The 18,106-nt window shown below is 72.1% G+C and carries 13 protein-coding genes and 1 pseudogene; 3 read left to right on the top strand and 11 right to left on the bottom strand.

The annotated features are described in order from the left end of the window. Positions 1-679: 679 nt before the first annotated feature. The 4 genes from uvrC to rsgA form a co-directional block, all read right to left on the bottom strand. A complete protein-coding gene (uvrC, locus tag ABZU53_RS23950; protein WP_355067598.1) occupies positions 680-2,668 on the bottom strand; it encodes an excinuclease ABC subunit UvrC in 1,989 nt (662 codons plus the stop codon). 140 nt (positions 2,669-2,808) lie between these two features. Continuing rightward, positions 2,809-3,294 (bottom strand): Rieske (2Fe-2S) protein, encoded by a 486-nt coding sequence (locus ABZU53_RS23945; RefSeq protein WP_354862806.1) that lies wholly within the window; start codon positions 3,292-3,294, stop codon positions 2,809-2,811. 160 nt (positions 3,295-3,454) lie between these two features. After that, a complete protein-coding gene (gene uvrA, locus ABZU53_RS23940; RefSeq protein ID WP_355067596.1) occupies positions 3,455-6,400 on the bottom strand; it encodes an excinuclease ABC subunit UvrA in 2,946 nt (981 codons plus the stop codon). A 180-nt stretch (positions 6,401-6,580) separates the two neighbouring features. Then, complete coding sequence (rsgA, locus tag ABZU53_RS23935; RefSeq protein WP_354862803.1) at positions 6,581-7,651, bottom strand: ribosome small subunit-dependent GTPase A; 1,071 nt, start codon at positions 7,649-7,651, stop codon at positions 6,581-6,583. Positions 7,652-7,945: 294 nt separating this feature from the next. On the opposite strand from rsgA, the gene ABZU53_RS23930 reads away from it, so the two are divergent. Further along, positions 7,946-8,599 (top strand): MBL fold metallo-hydrolase, encoded by a 654-nt coding sequence (locus tag ABZU53_RS23930; protein WP_355067594.1) that lies wholly within the window; start codon positions 7,946-7,948, stop codon positions 8,597-8,599. Between the two features lie 230 nt (positions 8,600-8,829). Here ABZU53_RS23930 and ABZU53_RS23925 read toward each other — a convergent pair. Together ABZU53_RS23925 and ABZU53_RS23920 are read right to left on the bottom strand one after the other, a co-directional pair. Next, positions 8,830-9,445 (bottom strand): annotated as a pseudogene (locus tag ABZU53_RS23925) (VTT domain-containing protein); the annotation flags it as partial. Between the two features lie 101 nt (positions 9,446-9,546). Next, positions 9,547-10,230 carry a 50S ribosomal protein L11 methyltransferase gene (locus ABZU53_RS23920; protein WP_354863203.1) on the bottom strand — a complete coding sequence of 228 codons (684 nt, stop codon included), beginning with the start codon at positions 10,228-10,230 and terminating at the stop codon, positions 9,547-9,549. A 195-nt stretch (positions 10,231-10,425) separates the two neighbouring features. On the opposite strand from ABZU53_RS23920, the gene ABZU53_RS23915 reads away from it, so the two are divergent. After that, positions 10,426-10,629 (top strand): cold-shock protein, encoded by a 204-nt coding sequence (locus ABZU53_RS23915; protein ID WP_007462771.1) that lies wholly within the window; start codon positions 10,426-10,428, stop codon positions 10,627-10,629. Positions 10,630-10,677: 48 nt separating this feature from the next. Here the strand turns inward: ABZU53_RS23915 and ABZU53_RS23910 are convergent, their stop codons facing one another. The 5 genes from ABZU53_RS23910 to ABZU53_RS23890 form a co-directional block, all read right to left on the bottom strand. Next, positions 10,678-11,958: an MFS transporter gene (locus ABZU53_RS23910; RefSeq protein WP_355067592.1), complete on the bottom strand. Its 1,281-nt coding sequence runs from the start codon at positions 11,956-11,958 to the stop codon at positions 10,678-10,680. Then, positions 11,955-12,530: a metalloregulator ArsR/SmtB family transcription factor gene (locus ABZU53_RS23905; RefSeq protein WP_355067590.1), complete on the bottom strand. Its 576-nt coding sequence runs from the start codon at positions 12,528-12,530 to the stop codon at positions 11,955-11,957. Before ABZU53_RS23905 ends, ABZU53_RS23910 begins: the two co-directional genes overlap by 4 nt. Positions 12,531-12,638: 108 nt before the next feature. Further along, a complete protein-coding gene (locus ABZU53_RS23900) occupies positions 12,639-13,520 on the bottom strand; it encodes a hypothetical protein (protein WP_355067588.1) in 882 nt (293 codons plus the stop codon). A 161-nt stretch (positions 13,521-13,681) separates the two neighbouring features. Beyond that, positions 13,682-15,301: a CocE/NonD family hydrolase gene (locus ABZU53_RS23895; RefSeq protein WP_355067647.1), complete on the bottom strand. Its 1,620-nt coding sequence runs from the start codon at positions 15,299-15,301 to the stop codon at positions 13,682-13,684. Between the two features lie 56 nt (positions 15,302-15,357). Further along, on the bottom strand, positions 15,358-15,873 hold the full coding sequence (locus tag ABZU53_RS23890) for a MarR family transcriptional regulator (RefSeq protein WP_354861427.1): 516 nt from the start codon (positions 15,871-15,873) through the stop codon (positions 15,358-15,360). A gap of 122 nt (positions 15,874-15,995) precedes the next feature. On the opposite strand from ABZU53_RS23890, the gene ABZU53_RS23885 reads away from it, so the two are divergent. Then, positions 15,996-18,106: efflux RND transporter permease subunit (locus ABZU53_RS23885; RefSeq protein ID WP_355067586.1), on the top strand; the 2,111-nt coding region annotated here is incomplete at its 3' end.

The following is an 18,106-nucleotide window of genomic DNA, read 5'->3' as shown; positions in this document are numbered from 1 at the left end:
CACCGACCACGGGACGCCACCGCCCGGACCGGACAAACCACCCACCGGAAACGGACATCCGCACCACCCGGTGGTGATCAACTCGACTTCGGCGAAGTCGGGGTATCCGGGCGCGCGGGACACCCCGACATCACCGAACCCGAGTGGATCACCTCCGCGCGGCCCTGCGCCCACCTGATGATCGTGCTCGATCCCGGAAACAGGGCCCTCACCCTGCCGGCGAGACCACTACATCCAGGATCGAGCACGATCATGCCCGCCGAAACGTGCCGTGCACGGCGTCCCTCGGTGGGCGACACGCCACTGCACGCCGACCTCCGGGTCACGCCACCATCCCGGGGGTTGATCGACTCGACTTCGGCGATACCGGGGTATCCGGACGCGCCGGACACCCCGACATCACCGAACCCGAGTCGATCACCTCCACGCGGCCCGACCGCCACCGGATGATCGCGCTCGATCCAGGAAACAGGGGCCTCACCCTGCCAACTAGGCCACTACATCCAGGATCGAGCACGATCATGCGGGGCGCGAGGATTGTCGCGGTGTGTCTACGCGCTGGGCGTCGCCCCCGCGCTGCGGATCGCCTACGCGCAGGGCGTCGCCTACGCGCAGGGCGTCGCCCCCCGCGCTGCGGGTCGCCCCCGCGCAGGGCGTCGCCCCCCGCGCTGCGGGTCGCCTACGCGCTGGGCGTCGCCTCGGCGCTGTCGTCCGCTTTTGCGCCCTTGTCGAGGGCGGCCAGGATCGCCTCGGCGGTGCGTCGACCCACCCCGGGCACCTCGGTGATCTCTTCGACGGTCGCCGTCGAGAGTCGCTTCAGCGAGCCGAAGTGCCGTAGCAGCGCCTTGCGGCGTACCTCGCCCAGGCCGGGGACATTGTCCAGCGCCGACTCGGTCATCCGCTTCGAGCGACGCTGGCGGTGGAACGTGATGGCGAAGCGGTGCGCCTCGTCGCGGACCCGTTGCAGCAGGTAGAGACCCTCCGAGGTGCGCGGCAGGATGACCGGGAACTCGTCGTCGGGGAGCCACACCTCCTCCAGCCGCTTGGCGAGGCCGCACAGCGCGACGTCGTCGATGCCCAGGTCGGCGAGGGCCTGGGCGGCCGCCGCAACCTGCGGGGCGCCGCCGTCGACGACCACCAGTTGTGGCGGGTACGCGAATTTCCGCGGCCGGCCGGTGGTCGGGTCGACCAGGATGCCGATCTGCGGATCCGTGGCGCCGCCGGGCGCGGTCGGGTCGTCGGCGGACTCCACGCCCACCTCGCCCGTCTCGGCCCGCGCGTCGAGGTAGCGGGCGAAGCGGCGGCGTAGCACCTCGGACATGGCGGACAGGTCGTCGGTGGCGCCCCGCACGATGAACCGCCGGTACTCACTCTTGCGGGGCAGCCCGTCCTCGAAGACCACCATGCTGGCGACCACGTCGGTGCCCTGGATCTGCGAGATGTCGAAGCACTCGATGCGCAGCGGCGAGGTGCGCATGCCGAGCGCCTCAGTGATCTCGTCCAGCGCCTTGCCGCGGGTGGTCAGGTCGCCGGACCGCTTGAGCTTGTGCCGGGCCAGCGCATCCTTGGCGTTGCGCTCCACCGTCTCCATGAGCGAACGCTTGTCGCCGCGCTGCGGCACGCGCAGCGACACCCGACTGCCCCGGTGGCTGCTGAGCCACTCGGCCAGCGCGTCGGCGTCGGCGGGCAACTCGGGCACCAGCAGCTCGCGGGGCACGTCGGCTTCGCCGTGCTCGCCGCCGTACACCTGGGTGCAGAAGTGGTGCACCAGGTCGCCGGTGGTCAGGTCCTCGGTCTTCTCCACCACCCACCCGCGCTGGCCGCGGACCCGGCCGTCGCGGACGTGGAAGACCTGCACGGCCGCCTCGAGCGGGTCGTCGGCGAACGCGACCACGTCGGCGTCGGTGCCATCGCCGAGCACCACGGTCTGCTTCTCCATGGCCCGGCGCAGGGCGGCCACGTCGTCGCGCAGCCGGGCGGCCCGCTCGAACTCCAGGTGCTCGCTCGCCTCGGTCATCTCGCGCTCGATCTTGCGGACCATGGTGTCGGTGCGCCCGGCCATGAAGTCGCAGAAGCCGTCGACGATCGCACGGTGCTCGTCGGCGGAGACGGTGCCGACGCACGGCGCCGAGCACTTGCCGATGTAGCCCAGCAGGCAGGGACGACCGACCTGGCCGGCCCGCTTGAACACGCCGGCCGAGCAGGTGCGCGCGGGGAACACCCGCAGCAGCAGGTCGAGGGTCTCCCGGATGGCCCAGGCGTGCGAGTACGGACCGAAGTAGCGCACACCCTTGCGCTTCGCGCCGCGCATCACCTGGAGTCGCGGGTACTCCTCGTCGAGGGTGACGGCGAGATAGGGGTACGACTTGTCGTCGCGGTAGCGGACGTTGAACCGGGGGTCGTACTGCTTGATCCAGGTGAACTCCTGCTGGAGCGCCTCGACCTCGGTGCCGACGGTGATCCAGTCCACCGACTCGGCCGTGGTGACCATCTGGCGGGTGCGCTCGTGCAGGTTCCACACGTCGCCGAAGTAGGAGTTGAGCCGGCTGCGCAGGTTTTTCGCCTTGCCGACGTAGATCACCCGGCCGGTGCCGTCGCGGAAGCGGTAGACCCCCGGTGACTCCGGGATGGTGCCGGGTGCGGGACGGTAGGTCGAGGGGTCAGCCACGTCGACAAGCCTAGTCCGCACCCCCGACACCCACCGCGAGCACTTGATCCACTCGGTTTCCGGGAAGTCGGGGTGTCCGGTGCCTACCGACACCCCGACTTCATGGAACGCGAGTCGATCAAGCCGTCGAGCCGCGCGGGTCAGGCGAGGGAGATCTGGTCCCCGGTCACCTTGATGTCCTTCGGCGGCAGCGGCTTGGTGGCCGGGCCGGCCTTCACCGAGCCGTCCTCGATCGAGAACTTGCTGTTGTGGCAGGTGCAGTTGATGGTGCCGCCGTCGACGTTCGTCACGGGGCAGTTCTGGTGCGTACAGATCGGGCTGAAGCCCTTGAACTGACCGGCCGTGGGCTGGGTGATCACGACGCCCTCGGCGGCGAGGACCTTGCCGCCGCCGACCGGGATGTCGGCGGTGGTGGCCAGCGACTGGGCGTTCTGCCGATCCCCGCCGCCCGCGTCCCCGGTGCTGGGCACCGCCGGGCCGCCGCTGGTGGGGGCACCGCTGCCACTGCCGTCGTCGTCACTGCCGCAGGCCGCCAGGACGACGGCCGCGCCGACGGCCCCGACGCCGGTGAGCAGGGTACGACGGGTCTGCGTACCCGGTCCGGTCAGCGCCTGATCGTCGCTCATGCCTCGCCTCTCTCTCGCCCAGTGCGCCGGTCCAAAAGCCGGCCACACTTCTCTCCACGGGCAACTGTGCCGGATAGTTCACCCCGGCATCGGTGCGACACCCCGCAAAAGGGTCGGGGCGGGTCGTCATCCGACCCGCCCCGAAAGAGTTGCGTCGCGGTCAGCGCGCGCCGGCCGGCACCTTGCGGCTGGCCCGCGTCTTGGTGGCGCCGTTGGCCTTGGCGGCGCGGGTGGTCGCCGCCGCCGCGCCCTTGGCCTCGCCGTCGAGCTTGAGCACCTGACGCAGGAACTGGCCGGTGTGGCTCTCGGGCACCTCGGCGACCTCCTCCGGGGTGCCGGTGGCGAGCACCATGCCGCCCCGGTGGCCGCCCTCCGGACCCATGTCGATCAGCCAGTCGGCCGTCTTGATCACATCGAGGTTGTGCTCGATGGTGATCACCGTGTTGCCCTTGTCGACCAGCCCTTCGAGCACCATCAGCAGCTTGCGGATGTCCTCGAAGTGCAGACCGGTGGTCGGCTCGTCGAGCACGTAGACCGTCCGCCCGGTGGAGCGCTTCTGCAGCTCGGAGGCCAGCTTGACCCGCTGCGCCTCGCCGCCGGAGAGGGTCGGCGCGGGCTGCCCGAGGCGGACGTACCCCAGGCCGACGTCGACGAGCGTCTTGAGGTGCCGGTGGATGGCCGGGATCGCGGAGAAGAACTCCGCGGCCTCCTCGATCGGCATCTCCAGCACGTCCGAGACGGTCTTGCCCTTGTAGTGCACCTCCAGGGTCTCCCGGTTGTACCGGGCGCCCTTGCAGACCTCGCAGGGGACGTACACGTCGGGCAGGAAGTTCATCTCGATCTTGATGGTGCCGTCGCCGGAGCACGCCTCACAGCGACCGCCCTTGACGTTGAACGAGAACCGGCCCGGCCCGTACCCCCGGACCTTGGCCTCGGTGGTCTCGGCGAAGAGCTTGCGGACGTGGTCCCAGACCCCCGTGTAGGTGGCCGGGTTGGAGCGCGGGGTACGGCCGATCGGCGACTGGTCCACACCGACGACCTTGTCCACGTGCTCCAGACCGGAGACCCGGGTGTGCCGGCCGGGCACCAGCCGAGCGCCGTTGATCTGGTTGGCCAGCACGGCGTACAGGATGTCGTTGACCAGCGTCGACTTGCCCGAGCCGCTGACCCCGGTGACCGCGATGAGCTGGCCCAGCGGGAACGAGACGGTCAGGTTGCGCAGGTTGTGCTCGCGCGCGCCGTGCACCACCAGCTCGCGGGCCGGATCCTGCGGGCGGCGGCCCGTCGGTGTCGGGATCGACCGGCGCCCCGACAGGTACGCCCCGGTGATCGACTCCTTGTTCTTCAGCAGGGCCGGCACCGAGCCGCTGTGCACGATCTTGCCGCCGTGCTCGCCAGCGCCGGGCCCGATGTCGACGATCCAGTCGGCGACGCGGATGGTGTCCTCGTCGTGCTCCACCACGATCAGCGTGTTGCCCAGACCGCGCAGCCGGATCAGGGTCTCGATCAGCCGATGGTTGTCGCGCTGGTGCAGACCGATCGACGGCTCGTCGAGCACGTAGAGCACGCCGACCAGGCCGGAGCCGATCTGGGTGGCCAGCCGGATGCGCTGCGCCTCGCCGCCGGACAGCGTGCCGGCCGGCCGGTCCAGCGAGAGGTAGTCCAGGCCGACGTCGAGCAGGAACCGCAGCCGGGCGTTGATCTCCTTGAGGACGCGCTCGGCGATCATCTTCTGCCGGTCGGTCAGCTCGATGCCGGCGAGCAGGTCGGCGCACTCCCCCACCGACAGGTTGCAGACCTCGGCGATGCTCTTGCCGGCGAGGGTGACCGCGAGCACCTCGGGCTTGAGCCGGGCGCCGCCGCACGCCGCGCACGGCACGTCGCGCATGTAGCCCTCGTACTTGTCGCGGGACCACTCGGACTCGGTGTCGGAGTGCCGGCGCTCGATCCACTGCACCACGCCCTCGAACCCGGTGTAGTAGGAGCGCTCGCGACCGTACTTGTTGCGGTAGCGCACGTGCACCTGGTCGTCGGAGCCGTGCAGGATCGTCTTCTGCGCCCGCGCCGGCAGCGCCCGCCACGGGGTGTCGACGTCGAAGTGCTGGGCCTCGCCGAGCGCCTCCAGCAGGCGCAGGAAGTATTCCAGGTTGTGCCCGGTGGACCAGGGCTGGATGGCGCCCTCGCGCAGGCTGCGCTCCGGGTCGGGGACCAGCAGCTCCGGGTCGACCTCCTTCTTGGTGCCCAGGCCGGTGCACTCCGGGCAGGCGCCGTACGGCGCGTTGAAGGAGAAGACCCGAGGCTCGAGATCCTCGATGGCCAGCGGGTGGTCGTTGGGGCAGGCCAGGTGCTCGGAGTAGCGGCGCTCCCGGTCCTGGTCGTCCTCCGGCAGGTCGACGAAGTCGAGCAGGACCAGCCCGCTGGACAGGCCCAGCGCGGCCTCGACCGAGTCGGTCAGCCGCTGCTTGGCGCTCGGCTTGACGGTGAGCCGGTCGATCACCACCTCGATGGTGTGCTTCTCCTGCTTCTTGAGCTTCGGCGGCTCGGTCAGCGGGTGCACCACGCCGTCGACGCGGGCCCGGGCGTAGCCCTTGGCCTGCAGCTCGGCGAAGAGGTCGACGTACTCGCCCTTGCGGCCGCGGATCACCGGCGCGAGCACCATGAACTTGGTGCCCTCGGCCATCGCGAGGACCCGGTCGACGATCTGCTGCGGGCTCTGCCGGGAGATCCGCTCGCCGCAGACCGGGCAGTGCGGCTCACCGATGCGGGCGAAGAGCAGCCGCAGGTAGTCGTAGACCTCGGTGATGGTGCCGACGGTCGAGCGCGGGTTGCGCGAGGTGGACTTCTGGTCGATCGAGACGGCCGGGCTCAGCCCCTCGATGAAGTCGACGTCGGGCTTGTCCATCTGCCCGAGGAACTGCCGGGCGTACGAGGAGAGCGACTCGACGTAGCGACGCTGCCCCTCGGCGAAGATCGTGTCGAAGGCCAGGCTCGACTTGCCCGACCCGGACAGCCCGGTGAACACGATGAGAGCGTCCCGGGGCAGGTCGAGACTGACGTCACGCAGGTTGTGCTCGCGCGCGCCACGGATGATCAGTCGGTCGGCCACAGTGCGTGTACTCCCGGGAGAAGACGAAGCGAAGGATCTGTCCCGCTCTGGGGGATTTCGAGCGGTCGTGCGGGCGCGGAAAACACGCCTCGGCAACTCTAGCCCCGAGGTGTGACAGTTTTCCCCGCCCGCACATTCCCCCAGCTCAGCCCGGTCGGCCGCGCCACGCACGACCGCCCGTCAGTAACCTCCGGGCGACGGCGGCCGGGCCGCCCGACGCCGCGCCGATCGCCACCCGCCGCGCCGCTCGGCGGCCAGCCGCGCCTCGCGCCGCCGGCTCTCGTGGGTGACCTCCGACTGCAGACGCCGCCAGCTCTCCCACCGACGGGTGGACAGCTCACCGGTCCGCAACGCGTCGCGGACCGCGCAGGCCGGTTCGCCGTCGTGCCGACAGTCGGCGTACCGACAGCCCTCGGCCAGCCCGGCGATGTCGGCGAACGCCCGGTCCAGCCCGGCCACGCCGTCGAGCAGGCCGACCGCCCGTACGCCGGGTGTGTCGATGACGGCGCCGCCGTTCGGGATCGGCACCAGGGCCCGCCACGTGGTGGTGTGCCGGCCCTTGCCGTCGACCCGACGGATCGCCTGGGTCGGCATCATCACCGCGCCGGCGAGCGCGTTGACCAGGCTCGACTTGCCGGCGCCGGACGGCCCGAGCAGCCCCAGCGTGCGACCCGGCGCGACCTCGGCGCGCAGCGGGTCCAGCCCCGTGCCGCGCTCGGCGCTGACCGACAGCACCGGCACACCGGGGGCGATCACGGCGAGCTGGCGGGCCAGCGCGGCCGGGTCGGCCGCGAGGTCGGCCTTCGTCAGCACCACGAGCGGCCGGGCCCCGGACTCGTGGACCAGGGAGAGCAGCCGCTCGATGCGGCCGACATCCGGCTCCGGGTGCACCGGCTCCACCACGGCGGCGGCGTCGAGGTTGGCGGCCAGCACCTGGCCGCTGGCGTCCTTGCCGGCGGTACGGCGGATCAGCGCGGCCCGCCGGGGCAGCACGGCCGCCACGGTGATCCGGCGGTCCGGCCAGTGCGTGAGCAGCACCCAGTCCCCCGCGCAGGGCAGTGCCGAGGGGTCCTGGACGGCGGCGGCCAGCACGGACGGGCCGAGGCTGGCCCGGACCGGGCCGCCGGCGGTGAGCACCGTGCAGACCCCCCGGTCCACCCGGGCCACCCGGCCGGGGTGGTGCTCGCCGCGTCGGGCGGCGTACGCCGCCCGGTCGGCGTCCCAGCCGAGGGCGGTCAGATCGATCGTCATGGCATCCTCATCGGTGTCGAGCTGGTGATGGCGGAACACGCGTGCCACGTCCGGCATGAACACCACCTCCGTCCGACGTCCCGGTGCCGCTTGTGAGGCCGACGGTAGGGCGCGGGGCGACGCGCCGAAAGCGATTTCCGCGACGACGGCGCGGCGCGGGCCCGCTAGGGTCGACGCGTGACCACGGGTCCGCTGCCGCTCGGGGGCGCGGCGGACGACACCACCGGCCGCCACGTTCGCCGTCGACCCCGACGGTCCCCCTGCCTACTCCACCGGAACGGATATGGACACGTCATGACCTACAGCGGAGATGTCACCCACGGCGGCCCGCCGGCGGTACGGGAGTTGGACGGGCTCACCATCAGCAAGCTGTCGGTGGGCCCGATGGACAACAACGCCTACCTGCTGCGCTGCACCGGCACCGGCGACCAGGTGTTGATCGACGCCGCCAACGAGGCGCCCCGGCTGCTGGAGCTGATCGGCGACGGTGGTCTGACCGCCGTGGTGACCACCCACCAGCACATGGACCACTGGGTGGCGCTGGAGGAGGTGGTCGCGAAGACCGGCGCGCGGGCGCTCGTGCACGCCGACGACGCGGCCGGGCTGCCGATCGAGGCGGAGCAGCTGGCCGATGGCGACACCGTGGCGGTCGGTGACTGCGCGCTGGAGGTCATCCACATCAAGGGCCACACGCCGGGTTCGATCGCGCTGCTCTACCGCGACCCGAGCGGCACCGGCCACCTGTTCACCGGCGACAGCCTCTTTCCCGGCGGCGTTGGCAACACGGATCAGGACCCGCAGCGCTTCGCCGCGCTGATCGACGACGTCGAGCACAAGCTGTTCGACCAACTGTCGGACGACACCTGGTTCTACCCCGGCCACGGCAAGGACAGCACCCTGGGAGCAGAACGCCCATCCCTCCCCCAGTGGCGAGCCCGAGGCTGGTAACCCCCCAACACCACCCCCAAGCCCCGAACGATGGTCACCCAACGCTGACCAAACACCACTGAAGATCCAACCCACCGGCGGATCGCGACACCACCGGACGAACCGCCCCCACGACGGGTGCGGGGGCCTGCCGTGCCCGGCGCAGGGATCAAGCCTGACCGCCCGGAGCCGGGCACGGCAGGCCCCCGCACCCCCACCGCAACCACGCCAGGCCCAACCAGCAACAGCCCAACCAGCTCAACCAGCAAGAACAGCGAACCGCCGCCGCGCCCCCACCAGCACCACGAACGCCAGCGCCAGCCCCACCCCCATGGTCACCAGCAGCGGGCTCGGCGCCCCCGGCAGCAGCCCGGCCAGCGACCGCGACGCGGTGCCCAGCGCCAGGTAGAGACCGGCCCAGGCCGCCGCGCCGAGGGTCGCGCAGCCGAGGAACCGGCGGTACGACATCCGCAGCCCGCCGGCGGCCAGTGGCAGCAGCGCGTTGAACACCGGCAGGAACGGCGCGATCATCATCATCCGGCCACCGCCGTGGCTGAGGATCCCCTCCGCCGCGCTCCAGCGCGACTCACCGATCCAGCCCCCGATCCGGCTGTGACGCAGGCGTTCGGCGTAGCGGCGACCGACCAGGAAACTCAGCGACCAGCCCGCCAGGCAGCCGGCCAGCACCGCGGCGAAGGTGGCCAGCCCGGTGGCCGGGCGGCCCACCCCGACCGCGGCCAGGATCGCCACGTCACCGGGGATCAGCACACCCAGCAACGGTACGGCGTCGAAGAGCATGACCAGCCCGAGCGCGCCCATCAGCACCAGGATGGGCAGTTCTCCGACCTGGGCCAGCCATTGCGTCATGCCTCGTACGCTATGGCCGCCGCACCCCCGCGGACATCAGGTCACAGCCCCCAGCGCCCCCTGGTATCCGCCTCGGGGTCGCCCCTGAGAGGGCCCGCGCGTCACGCGGGTCGCAGCACCTGCACCCGGCGCAGCGACGAGTCCACCGACGGCTCGGTGGTGGGCACCGGATAGTCGGCCAGCACCCGCAGCCCGTCCGCGGGCAGGTGCCCCCGGCCGGGGTCCCCGACCAGCACCTCGGCGCCGGAGGCGACGGCCCGTCGCAGGAACGGCAGCATCCTCTCGGCCATCGGGCGGCTGTAGAACACGTCCCCGGCGACCACCAGATCGGCGTCGACGCCGACGCTGTCGAGCAGGTCGTCCCCGCTGGCGTCGATGGTGACCCGGTTGGCGCGCGCGTTGACGATGATGGCCGCCACGGCGTACGGGTCGATGTCGTTGGCGACGACGTCGGCGGCGCCGGCCAGCGCGGCGGCGATGGCCACCAGACCCGAGCCGGCGGCGAGGTCGAGGACGCGGCGTCCGGCGGCCAGCTCCGGATGGTCCAGCAGGTGCCGGGCCAGGGCCTGGCCGCCGGCCCAGGCGGAGGCCCAGTACGGCGGTGGCAGGGCGTGACCGGCGAGCGCCTCCATCCGGGCCCACCAGACGATCGCGTCCTCGGCGAGGTGCAGCCGCACCTCCGGGACGAACGGGGTGGGCACCAGTTGAAGCCGGTCCAGGCCGGAACCGGGCGCGTCGATCTCGCGCTCCAGCTCGGACAGCGCAGTGGCTGCGGCACCCCTCATCGGCGCAAGCATGCCGTAGCGGAGGGTGGTCGGGGCGGCTTTCGCGTGCCGGCGCGCACAGAGTTCATCTGAGTTCGAGTAAACACCTACGGCACTTCGGCCGGCAGATCGCGGCTTCGCCCGCTACTGTCGAACAGGTACGGGCGACCATCGGCCACAGGCCGGTGGTCCGCCGCTTTGAACAGGGAGAGATGCATGGCAACCGGCACGGTTAAGTGGTTCAACTCGGAAAAGGGCTTCGGCTTCATCGAGCAGGACGGTGGAGGGCCGGACGTGTTCGTCCACTACTCCGCCATCGCTTCGAGCGGCTACCGCGAGCTCAACGAGGGCCAGAAGGTCGAGTTCGAGGTGACCCAGGGCCAGAAGGGCCCGCAGGCGGACAACGTCCGCCCGATGTAGTTCCGTGCCGGTGACGGCGGTCGGTCCCCGGCCGCCGTCGCAGTGCACTCAAGACGCTGCCGGGGCGGCGGGCAGGTCCCGCCGCCCCCGGAGCGGCCCTATCAGCATGATCAGCGGGGTGATCGCCAACCAGGCGGTCATCACGCCGATCGCCGTGCCAACGCCGTAGCGCGTGCCGAGGGCTCCGGCCAGCACGGCCGCCAGCGGGATGGCACCGAAGTTGAGCAGGTGCATGCTCACCGTCACGCGGCCGAGCAGGTGGTGCGGTGTGTACGTCTGCCGGAAGGCGCCCTTGACCACGTTGCCGATGGCCACTCCGAGGCCGATCAGCACGCCGCCGAGGGCCGGCCAGACCAGCCCGACGCCGGGTGCGGCCAACGGGATGAGCAGGGCGGGCGGGCCGGTTAGCGCTGCCCCGATGAGCATGGCGCGCGCGGTGCCACACCGGCGGGCCAGGGCGGTGGCGAGCAGCGCGCCGATGATTCCCCCGGCGCTCATCACTCCGACCAGCACGCCCACCAGGCCCGGTGCGAGCCGCAGCTCACGCACCAGGAACACCACCAGGACCGCCTGGTAGCCGGTCAGACCGATGTTGCTGGCCGCGCCGAAGACGGTCAGCACCCGCAGGTACGGGTCGCGGATGACGAAGCGCAGTCCCTCGACGATGTCCCGACGCAGCGACCGGGACCGGTCCGGCCGGGCGGGGCGCGGCTCGGCGGTGCGGATGCGCAGCAGAAGGACCGCCGAGAACAGGAACGTCAGCGCGTCCAGCAGCAACGCGGCGACCGCCCCGGTGAGCTGGGCGATCAGGCCCGCGATGCCGGGCCCGACGACGTAACTCACGGTCTGCGTGGCCTGTAGTTTCGCGTTTCCCTCGGGCAGTTGCTCGGGCCGCAGCAGCACCGGCAGGTAGACCTGGTCGGCGGTCTCGAAGAAGACCCGTGCGGCGCCGGCGCCGAGCGCCACAAGCAGCAACTGCTCGACGGTGAGGTGGCCCAGGGCGGCGGTCACCGGCACGCTGAGGAACGCCAGGGCGCAGAGCAGGTCGCAGACCACCATCAGGGGCCGGCGTGGCAGCCGGTCCACCCACGCGCCGGCCGGGAGGCCGATCAGCAGCCAGGGCAGCCAGGCCGCGGCGGTGAGGACCGCCACCTGGAAGGTGCCGGCGTCGAGCACGGCGACCGCCACCAGGGGCAGCGCGACAGTGGTGACGTTGCTGCCGATGCTGCTGACCGTCTGCCCGGCCCAGAGCAGGCGGAAGTCGCGATGCCGCAGCAGCCCGCCGGCCGGTCGGAGCGGGCTCGGGTCGGTGCGGGTGGCCGCCGTCACGGCCGGGCCGGTACGCCGTGGACGAACACGAAGACGGGCTGGCGTTCGCGGCCGTCGTCGGGCAGCTGTCGGGCCGCCCAGCGATCCAGCAGGCCGATCATCTCGCGGCTCAGCTCGGCCAGTTCCTCGGGCGTGAGGTGCAGCCACTTGTCCGTCGAGAACGGCGCGTCGGCCCAGGCGGCCTGCGCCGACTCGTCGCTGGCGTGCCAGGCGCGCGCCAGGGAGACGTGCCGGTCCAGGTTGAGTGAGGTGGCGGCGTCGGCGACGGCCCGGGCCGCCGGGTCGGCGTCGAAGTCGGCGTTGGACCAGCGCACTCCCCGGGTGACGAGCTGCCACCACCGTTCGCGGCGGTCGCGGGCCAGCTCGGGAGCCTCGGTGACGAGGTCGGCGGCGGCGAGCACCTTGAGGTGGTGGCTGACGTTCGCCGGCGCCTGGTCGGTGCGTTCGGCGAGCAGGCCGACGGTCGACGGGCCGTGCACCTTGAGCACGTCCATCAGTCGGCGGCGCAGCGGGTGGGCCATGGCGGCCAGCACTCGCGAGTCGGTGACCTGGCGTACGTCGGGTGTGTCCATGGCCCGAGCATCGCATCCGCAATGGCAGTTGCGCAACGACTATTGCCCAATCGTTCTTGCGGATAGTGGTGGGGAGGGGCGGCCCGGTGGGGACGAGCCGCCCCTCGCTCAGGCGACGAGCCGGCGGGCCAGTTCGTCGGCGACCTGCTTGGCGATGGAAGGCGGGAGGGCCGCGGCGATCTTCTCCGGCGTCAGGCCGGCCAGCACGCCCGCGATGATCGCCGGTTCATCGGTGAAGTCGCGCCCGGCCAGCGTGTTCAGCGCCGTCTGGATGGCGGTGATCTGCACGCCGAGGCTCTTGAGGTTCGGGTGGCCGGTCACCGGCGCTCCGGTGTCGTCCCGCCCCTCGGCCAGGCGCAGGTAGACCTGACCGATCGGGTTACGACCGTCGAGCACGGTCAGGTTCTTGTGGACGGTGGCCAGCCAGTTGTGTTCTTCGGGGGTCATGTCGTCGTCCTCCAGGAGTCCGATGGAGCTGAGGTAGCGGCGGAACAGTGGCCGCTGGTCACGGCCGGCCTTGATGACGTCACGGAAGAAGCTGAAGTGGGTGTGCCAGCGGTGCGAGCTGTCGCCGCTGGTGCGCTTGCCGAGCCGGTCCCACCGCTTCACGGTCGTACCGTCGGGGCTGTAGATGATCTCGCGGATGTCCCGGGTGTCCGCCGCGTTCGCGGTGCACTGACCCACACACCAGAGCGAGAAGCTGGGCAGGGTGTGCGTACGTCCGCCGGAACGGACCTCGAAGCCGCCGACGTCGAGCGCCGCCGCGTCGAGGGTCAGACCGTTGCGGTCCCGCGACGACTCCACCACCGAGTAGTCGTTGGTCACCACCCGGTCCGATCCGCAGTGGTAGCCGCCCCGGTGGGCCGCGTCACCGACGATCCCGACCTCCGCCGGTTCCAGGTCGGCGTCGCGAACGGTGTTCGGGTCGACGTTGAGGTGCGTGAGAAGGAGACTTCGGACGGCAAACAGGTTCGCCGGAGCCCGGGTCATGGGGCCCCCTTCCGATTGACGGGGGCCGGACATGACGTCACACCGCGTACGCGGTGCTGGGCTTCAGGCGAGCCCGGCCTACTGGTGCACGGCGCCGGGCGTTGACCCAACCATAGCCCGCACAAAACATGAACGCCCAGCTCAGATGGGGTATCTTCGTTTCAGATGCTGCGCGGGGCAGTGTGGACGATCGGCAGCCACAGCGCCGAGGGATGCGCCGGATCGTGCAGAACCTGCCGCCAGCCGGCACGCAGCGTAACGGCCGTGCCGAGGGGTTCCCCACTGCCCGGGTTGCGCGCCCAGCGCGGGTGGGCGCCGCCCGCGACCTGGACGCGCAGTCGGTGCCCGGCCGCGAACCGGTACGCGGTCGGCCAGAGCGGCACCGGCACCCGCAGCGCCCCGGACCCGTCGAGGGCGAACCGGCCGGGTGCGACCCGGACCAGTCCGTCGCACACGTTGCGAGAGCGCCCTCGCCGGTCCACATCGCACAGCCGGACGTAGACGTCCAGGTACGCGAGCTCGCTGCGGACGTGGATCTCCGCGCGTACGCCGCCGATCACCTCTACCGGCTCGGTGAGCGGAGCGCTGGTGTACGTCAGGACGTCGGGCCGGGCCTCGACGTGCCGGTTGTCCACCGGGCCGGCCCGCTTGGCGACCAGCAGCGGGCCACCGAGCGACGGGGTGGGGTCGGCCGGGTCGTACCGGAACTCGTCCGGGGCCGAGGGGTTCGGCGGGCGGATCGCCAGCTCGCCTCCCGGGTGCAGGTGCCACGGGGTGTCGGTGGCCGGTGGTGGCCAGTCCGGCAGGTCCCGCCAGCCGCCGTCGGGACCGCCCACGTGCAGCCGGACCGGGGCCCCGCGGGACACCTCGGTGGGCCGCCGCTCGTCGGCCGCAGACCCGCCCAGGTGCTCGTCCAGCCAGGCCAGCCCCTCGCGCAACGCGGCCACGAACAGACCGGGGCTGCCGTGCGTCCACGGGCCGATCACCAGCCGCGGCCGGGCGCCCGCGGCGCGCAGGGTGGCGTGGTCGTCGAGCTGGGCGGGCAGGAAGATGTCGTGCCAGCCGGTGACCATGACCACGGGTGCGCGCACGCGGGCCACCCGGTCGGCGAAGACCCGGCCCTTCCAGTACGCGGCGTCGGGATGGCGCAGCCACTCCTGAAAGAACGGGATGGTGACGCCGGTGGCGACCCGGTCCGCTCCGGCCAGCGGCAGGTGATCCAGTGCGGCAGCCAAGCGGGGCTGCCCACGCTTGAGTTCCCACTGCCGGGCCAGCCTCGACACGGTCTGGGCGTGCAGCAGCTCGGCCCAGGTCAGCACGGTGTCCAGGGCGAACGACTCCCCCGCGTACGTCGAGTCCCGGGTGGACGACGCGGTCACCACCGCGACCATCGCGCGCAGGTCCTCGCCGGCGTCGGCGGCCAGCGCCCACTGGGCGAAGCCCTGGTAGCTGACGCCGAACATGCCGAGCGCTCCGGACCACCAGGGCTGGCGGCGCAGCCAGTCCAGGGTGTCCACCCCGTCGTCGCGCTCGTGCACCAGTGGGGCGAACGTGCCACCGGAGCCGCCCGTGCCCCGGCAGGATTGGATCACCGCGTGTCGACCGCGCGCGGCGAGCAACCGGCCGAGCAGCCGCAACGGCCCGCCCCGCCCGTACGGGGTGCGGATCAGCACGGTCGGGGCGGACCGGTCGGCCGGGGCGTAGTGGTCGGTCCGCAGCACGACGCCGTCACGTACCCGGATCGGGATGTCGCGGGTGACCCGCACCGGGCCGGGGCGCACGGCGGGCAGCCGCAGCGCGGCAGCGGCGAGGCGGGCGACGAGCCGGCCCGGCACGCTCAGCCCGTCGTCCGGCGGGGCGGCTCGGGCCGGGCGGCGCGGACCGCGTCGCGGTGCGCCCGCAGCGACTCGCCCATCTCCGCCAGGAACCGGTGCACCACCTCCAGCTCGTCCTCGCCGAAGCGGTCCATCACCGTGTCGGTGCGGGCGCCCAGCGGCCGGAAGAACTCCATGGCCAGCGCGGCGCCCTGGTCGGCGTAGTGCAGCAGCACCTTGCGTCGGTCGACGGTGTCCCGGTCCCGGCGGATGTGCCCGGCCCGCTCCAGCCGGTCGATCAGGGCGGTGACCGACCCGGACGACAGGTTGAGCTGCTCGCCGAGGCGGCCGGGGGTGATCGGGTCACCGAACAGCTCGGCGTCCATGACCGCGATCAGCGCGTTCAGGTCGGTCGGGTTGAGGCCGTGCAGGTTGGCGAAGGCGTGGCCGACCTGCTGGGCGTCCACCGCGTACCGCCGGAGGTTGTTGGTGATCTCCGCGACCAGCTGATCGCGGCGCGTGTCGCGCCGCCGGTACATGCCGTGAGTCGCCACCTCGCGCCGCTTCTCCCCGTCGTCGGTCCCCGGGTTGCAGCATAGAACAGCCGCCGATAATCTCGTCTATCAAGATACTCGACTCTCGAAAGATCTAGGGGTCACCGATGTCTGTCTTCACCACTGTCGCGCGGGGCCGGCTGGCCGCCTGGCTCACCGTGGCCGCCGCGCTCGTCGTGGGCGCGGCCGTCTTCGGGATACCCCGACCGGACAACCCGGCGCCGGTCTCCGCCACCGGCCTGTCCGTGCAGTGGGAGTCGACCCAGGTGCAGCGCCTCCAGGACCAGCTGCCGTCCAGCGACGTCCAGCCGGCCATCGTGGTCGTCAGTCGGGGCGACGGTGCGGCGTTGAACGAGGCCGACCGGGCCGCCCTCGCCGCCCGCTCCGGCGACCTGGGTCGCTTCGCGGTGGGCGGTCGGGTCAGCCCTGCGCAGGTCTCCCCGGACGGCACCGTCGCGCTCGTCGCCGTGCCGCTGGACACCGCCGGCGGCCAGGAGGCGGTCACCGAGACCGTCACCCAGCTGCGCGACACGCTCGCGGACCTGCCCGACGGGCTGGCCGCCGAGGTCACCGGCGCCCCCGCCTTCACCGCGGATCTGTCGTCCGTCTTCGAGGGCGCCGACGTCACCCTGCTCGCGGTGACCGCCGCCGTGGTCGCGTTGCTGCTGCTGATCACGTACCGCAGTCCGTTCCTGTGGATCGTTCCGCTGCTCGTGGTCGCGGCGACCGAGCAGCTCACCCTGCGCGCGGTGGACACGATCGTGCCGGCCGTCGGCATCAACCTCCAAGAGGGCCAGGTCACCGGCATCGCCAGCGTGCTGGTCTTCGGCGCCGCCACCGACTACGCCCTGCTGCTCATCGCCCGCTACCGGGAGGAGCTGCGGCGCGAGGAGAACCGCTTCGCGGCGATGCGCGCCGCCCTGCGGCGTACCGCGGAGCCCATCCTGGCCAGCGGCGGAACCGTGGTGCTCGGTGTGCTCACCCTGCTGCTCAGCGAGCAGGAGACGAACCGGGCACTGGCCGTGGCCTGCGCCGCCGGTGTGGTCTTCGCCATGCTCTCGGCGCTGTTCGTGCTCCCCGCCGTGCTGGTGCTCTTCGGTCGCGGGCTGTTCTGGCCCTTCGTACCCCGCGTCGGCGGCCCGGTGCGCGAGGGCCGGCTCTGGGGTCGGCTCGGCAGTGCCGTGCAACGCCGTCCGGTGGTCGTCGCGGTGCTGGCCACCCTGCTGCTCGGCGGCCTGGCGCTCGGTGGGCTCGGGATCCGCACCGGCCTGTCCGAGACCGAGCAGTTCCGGGCCCAGCCCGAGGCGGTGACCGGCGCGCAGACCCTGGCCCGGGCGTTCCCCGCCGGCAGCACCCAACCGGTGGCCGTGCTCACCACCCCGGCGGCGGTGCGGGCGGTCACCGACGTCGCCGCCGCCGTTCCCGGCGTCGCCTCCGCGCGACCCGGCGACGCCGGCGAGGCCGTCGCCCAGGTCGACGTGGTGCTGGACGCCGAACCCGGCACGACCGCCTCGGACCGCACGATCGAGGCGCTGCGCGACGCGGTCGCCGCCGTTCCCGGCTCCGCTCCCCCGGCCGTCGCCGGCGCCGACGCGCCCGCCGGGGCGATCGTCGGTGGTTCGGTGGCCGCCACGTACGACTCCGAACAGGCCAACGACCGCGACCTGCGGTTGATCCTGCCGATCATCCTGCTGCTCGTCGGCGCGGTGCTCGTGCTGCTGCTGCGGGGTCTGCTGGCGCCGGTGCTGCTGGTGCTCACCGTGATCGCGTCGTTCTTCGCCAGCCTCGGTGCCGCGTGGCTGCTCTTCGACCACGTGCTCGATTTCCCGGCGCTCGACAGCGGCGTGCTGCTGCTGGCCTTCGTGTTCCTGGTCGCCCTCGGCGTGGACTACAACATCTTCCTGGTCACCCGTGCTCGGGAGGACGCCCGCAGCACGGGCACCCGCGCCGGGATGTTGTCCGCGTTGCGGGTCACCGGAGGTGTGATCACCAGCGCCGGAGTGCTGCTCGCCGCGGTGTTCGCCGTGCTCGGTGTGCTGCCGCTGATCACGCTCACGCAGATCGGCATCATCGTCTGCATCGGCGTCCTGCTGGACACGCTGCTGGTCCGCACGGTCCTGGTGCCGGCGCTGGCGTTCCTGCTCGGGGACCGTTTCTGGTGGCCGGGCCCACACCCGTCACCGGCCGACGCAGCCGACCCGAGCCGGCACCGGGCAGC

This window comes from Micromonospora sp. NPDC005194 (assembly GCF_040608335.1).
Lineage (GTDB): Bacteria > Actinomycetota > Actinomycetes > Mycobacteriales > Micromonosporaceae > Micromonospora.
The sequence above is the reverse complement of the archived record's forward strand: the minus strand, read 5'-3'. Positions and strand labels throughout refer to the sequence as shown.

Excerpts from the sequence above, each read along its gene's own strand:
- ABZU53_RS23905 (WP_355067590.1), bottom strand. The coding sequence starts at position 12,530 with ATGGACACACCCGACGTACGCCAGGTCACCGACTCGCGAGTGCTGGCC.
- rsgA (WP_354862803.1), bottom strand. The coding sequence starts at position 7,651 with ATGACGATCGATCTGACCGCCCTCGGCTGGGACGCCGACCGGGCGGCG.
- ABZU53_RS23890 (WP_354861427.1), bottom strand. The coding sequence starts at position 15,873 with ATGTACCGGCGGCGCGACACGCGCCGCGATCAGCTGGTCGCGGAGATC.
- ABZU53_RS23930 (WP_355067594.1), top strand. The coding sequence starts at position 7,946 with ATGACCTACAGCGGAGATGTCACCCACGGCGGCCCGCCGGCGGTACGG.
- ABZU53_RS23900 (WP_355067588.1), bottom strand. The coding sequence starts at position 13,520 with ATGACCCGGGCTCCGGCGAACCTGTTTGCCGTCCGAAGTCTCCTTCTC.
- ABZU53_RS23920 (WP_354863203.1), bottom strand. The coding sequence starts at position 10,230 with ATGAGGGGTGCCGCAGCCACTGCGCTGTCCGAGCTGGAGCGCGAGATC.
- ABZU53_RS23945 (WP_354862806.1), bottom strand. The coding sequence starts at position 3,294 with ATGAGCGACGATCAGGCGCTGACCGGACCGGGTACGCAGACCCGTCGT.
- ABZU53_RS23915 (WP_007462771.1), top strand. The coding sequence starts at position 10,426 with ATGGCAACCGGCACGGTTAAGTGGTTCAACTCGGAAAAGGGCTTCGGC.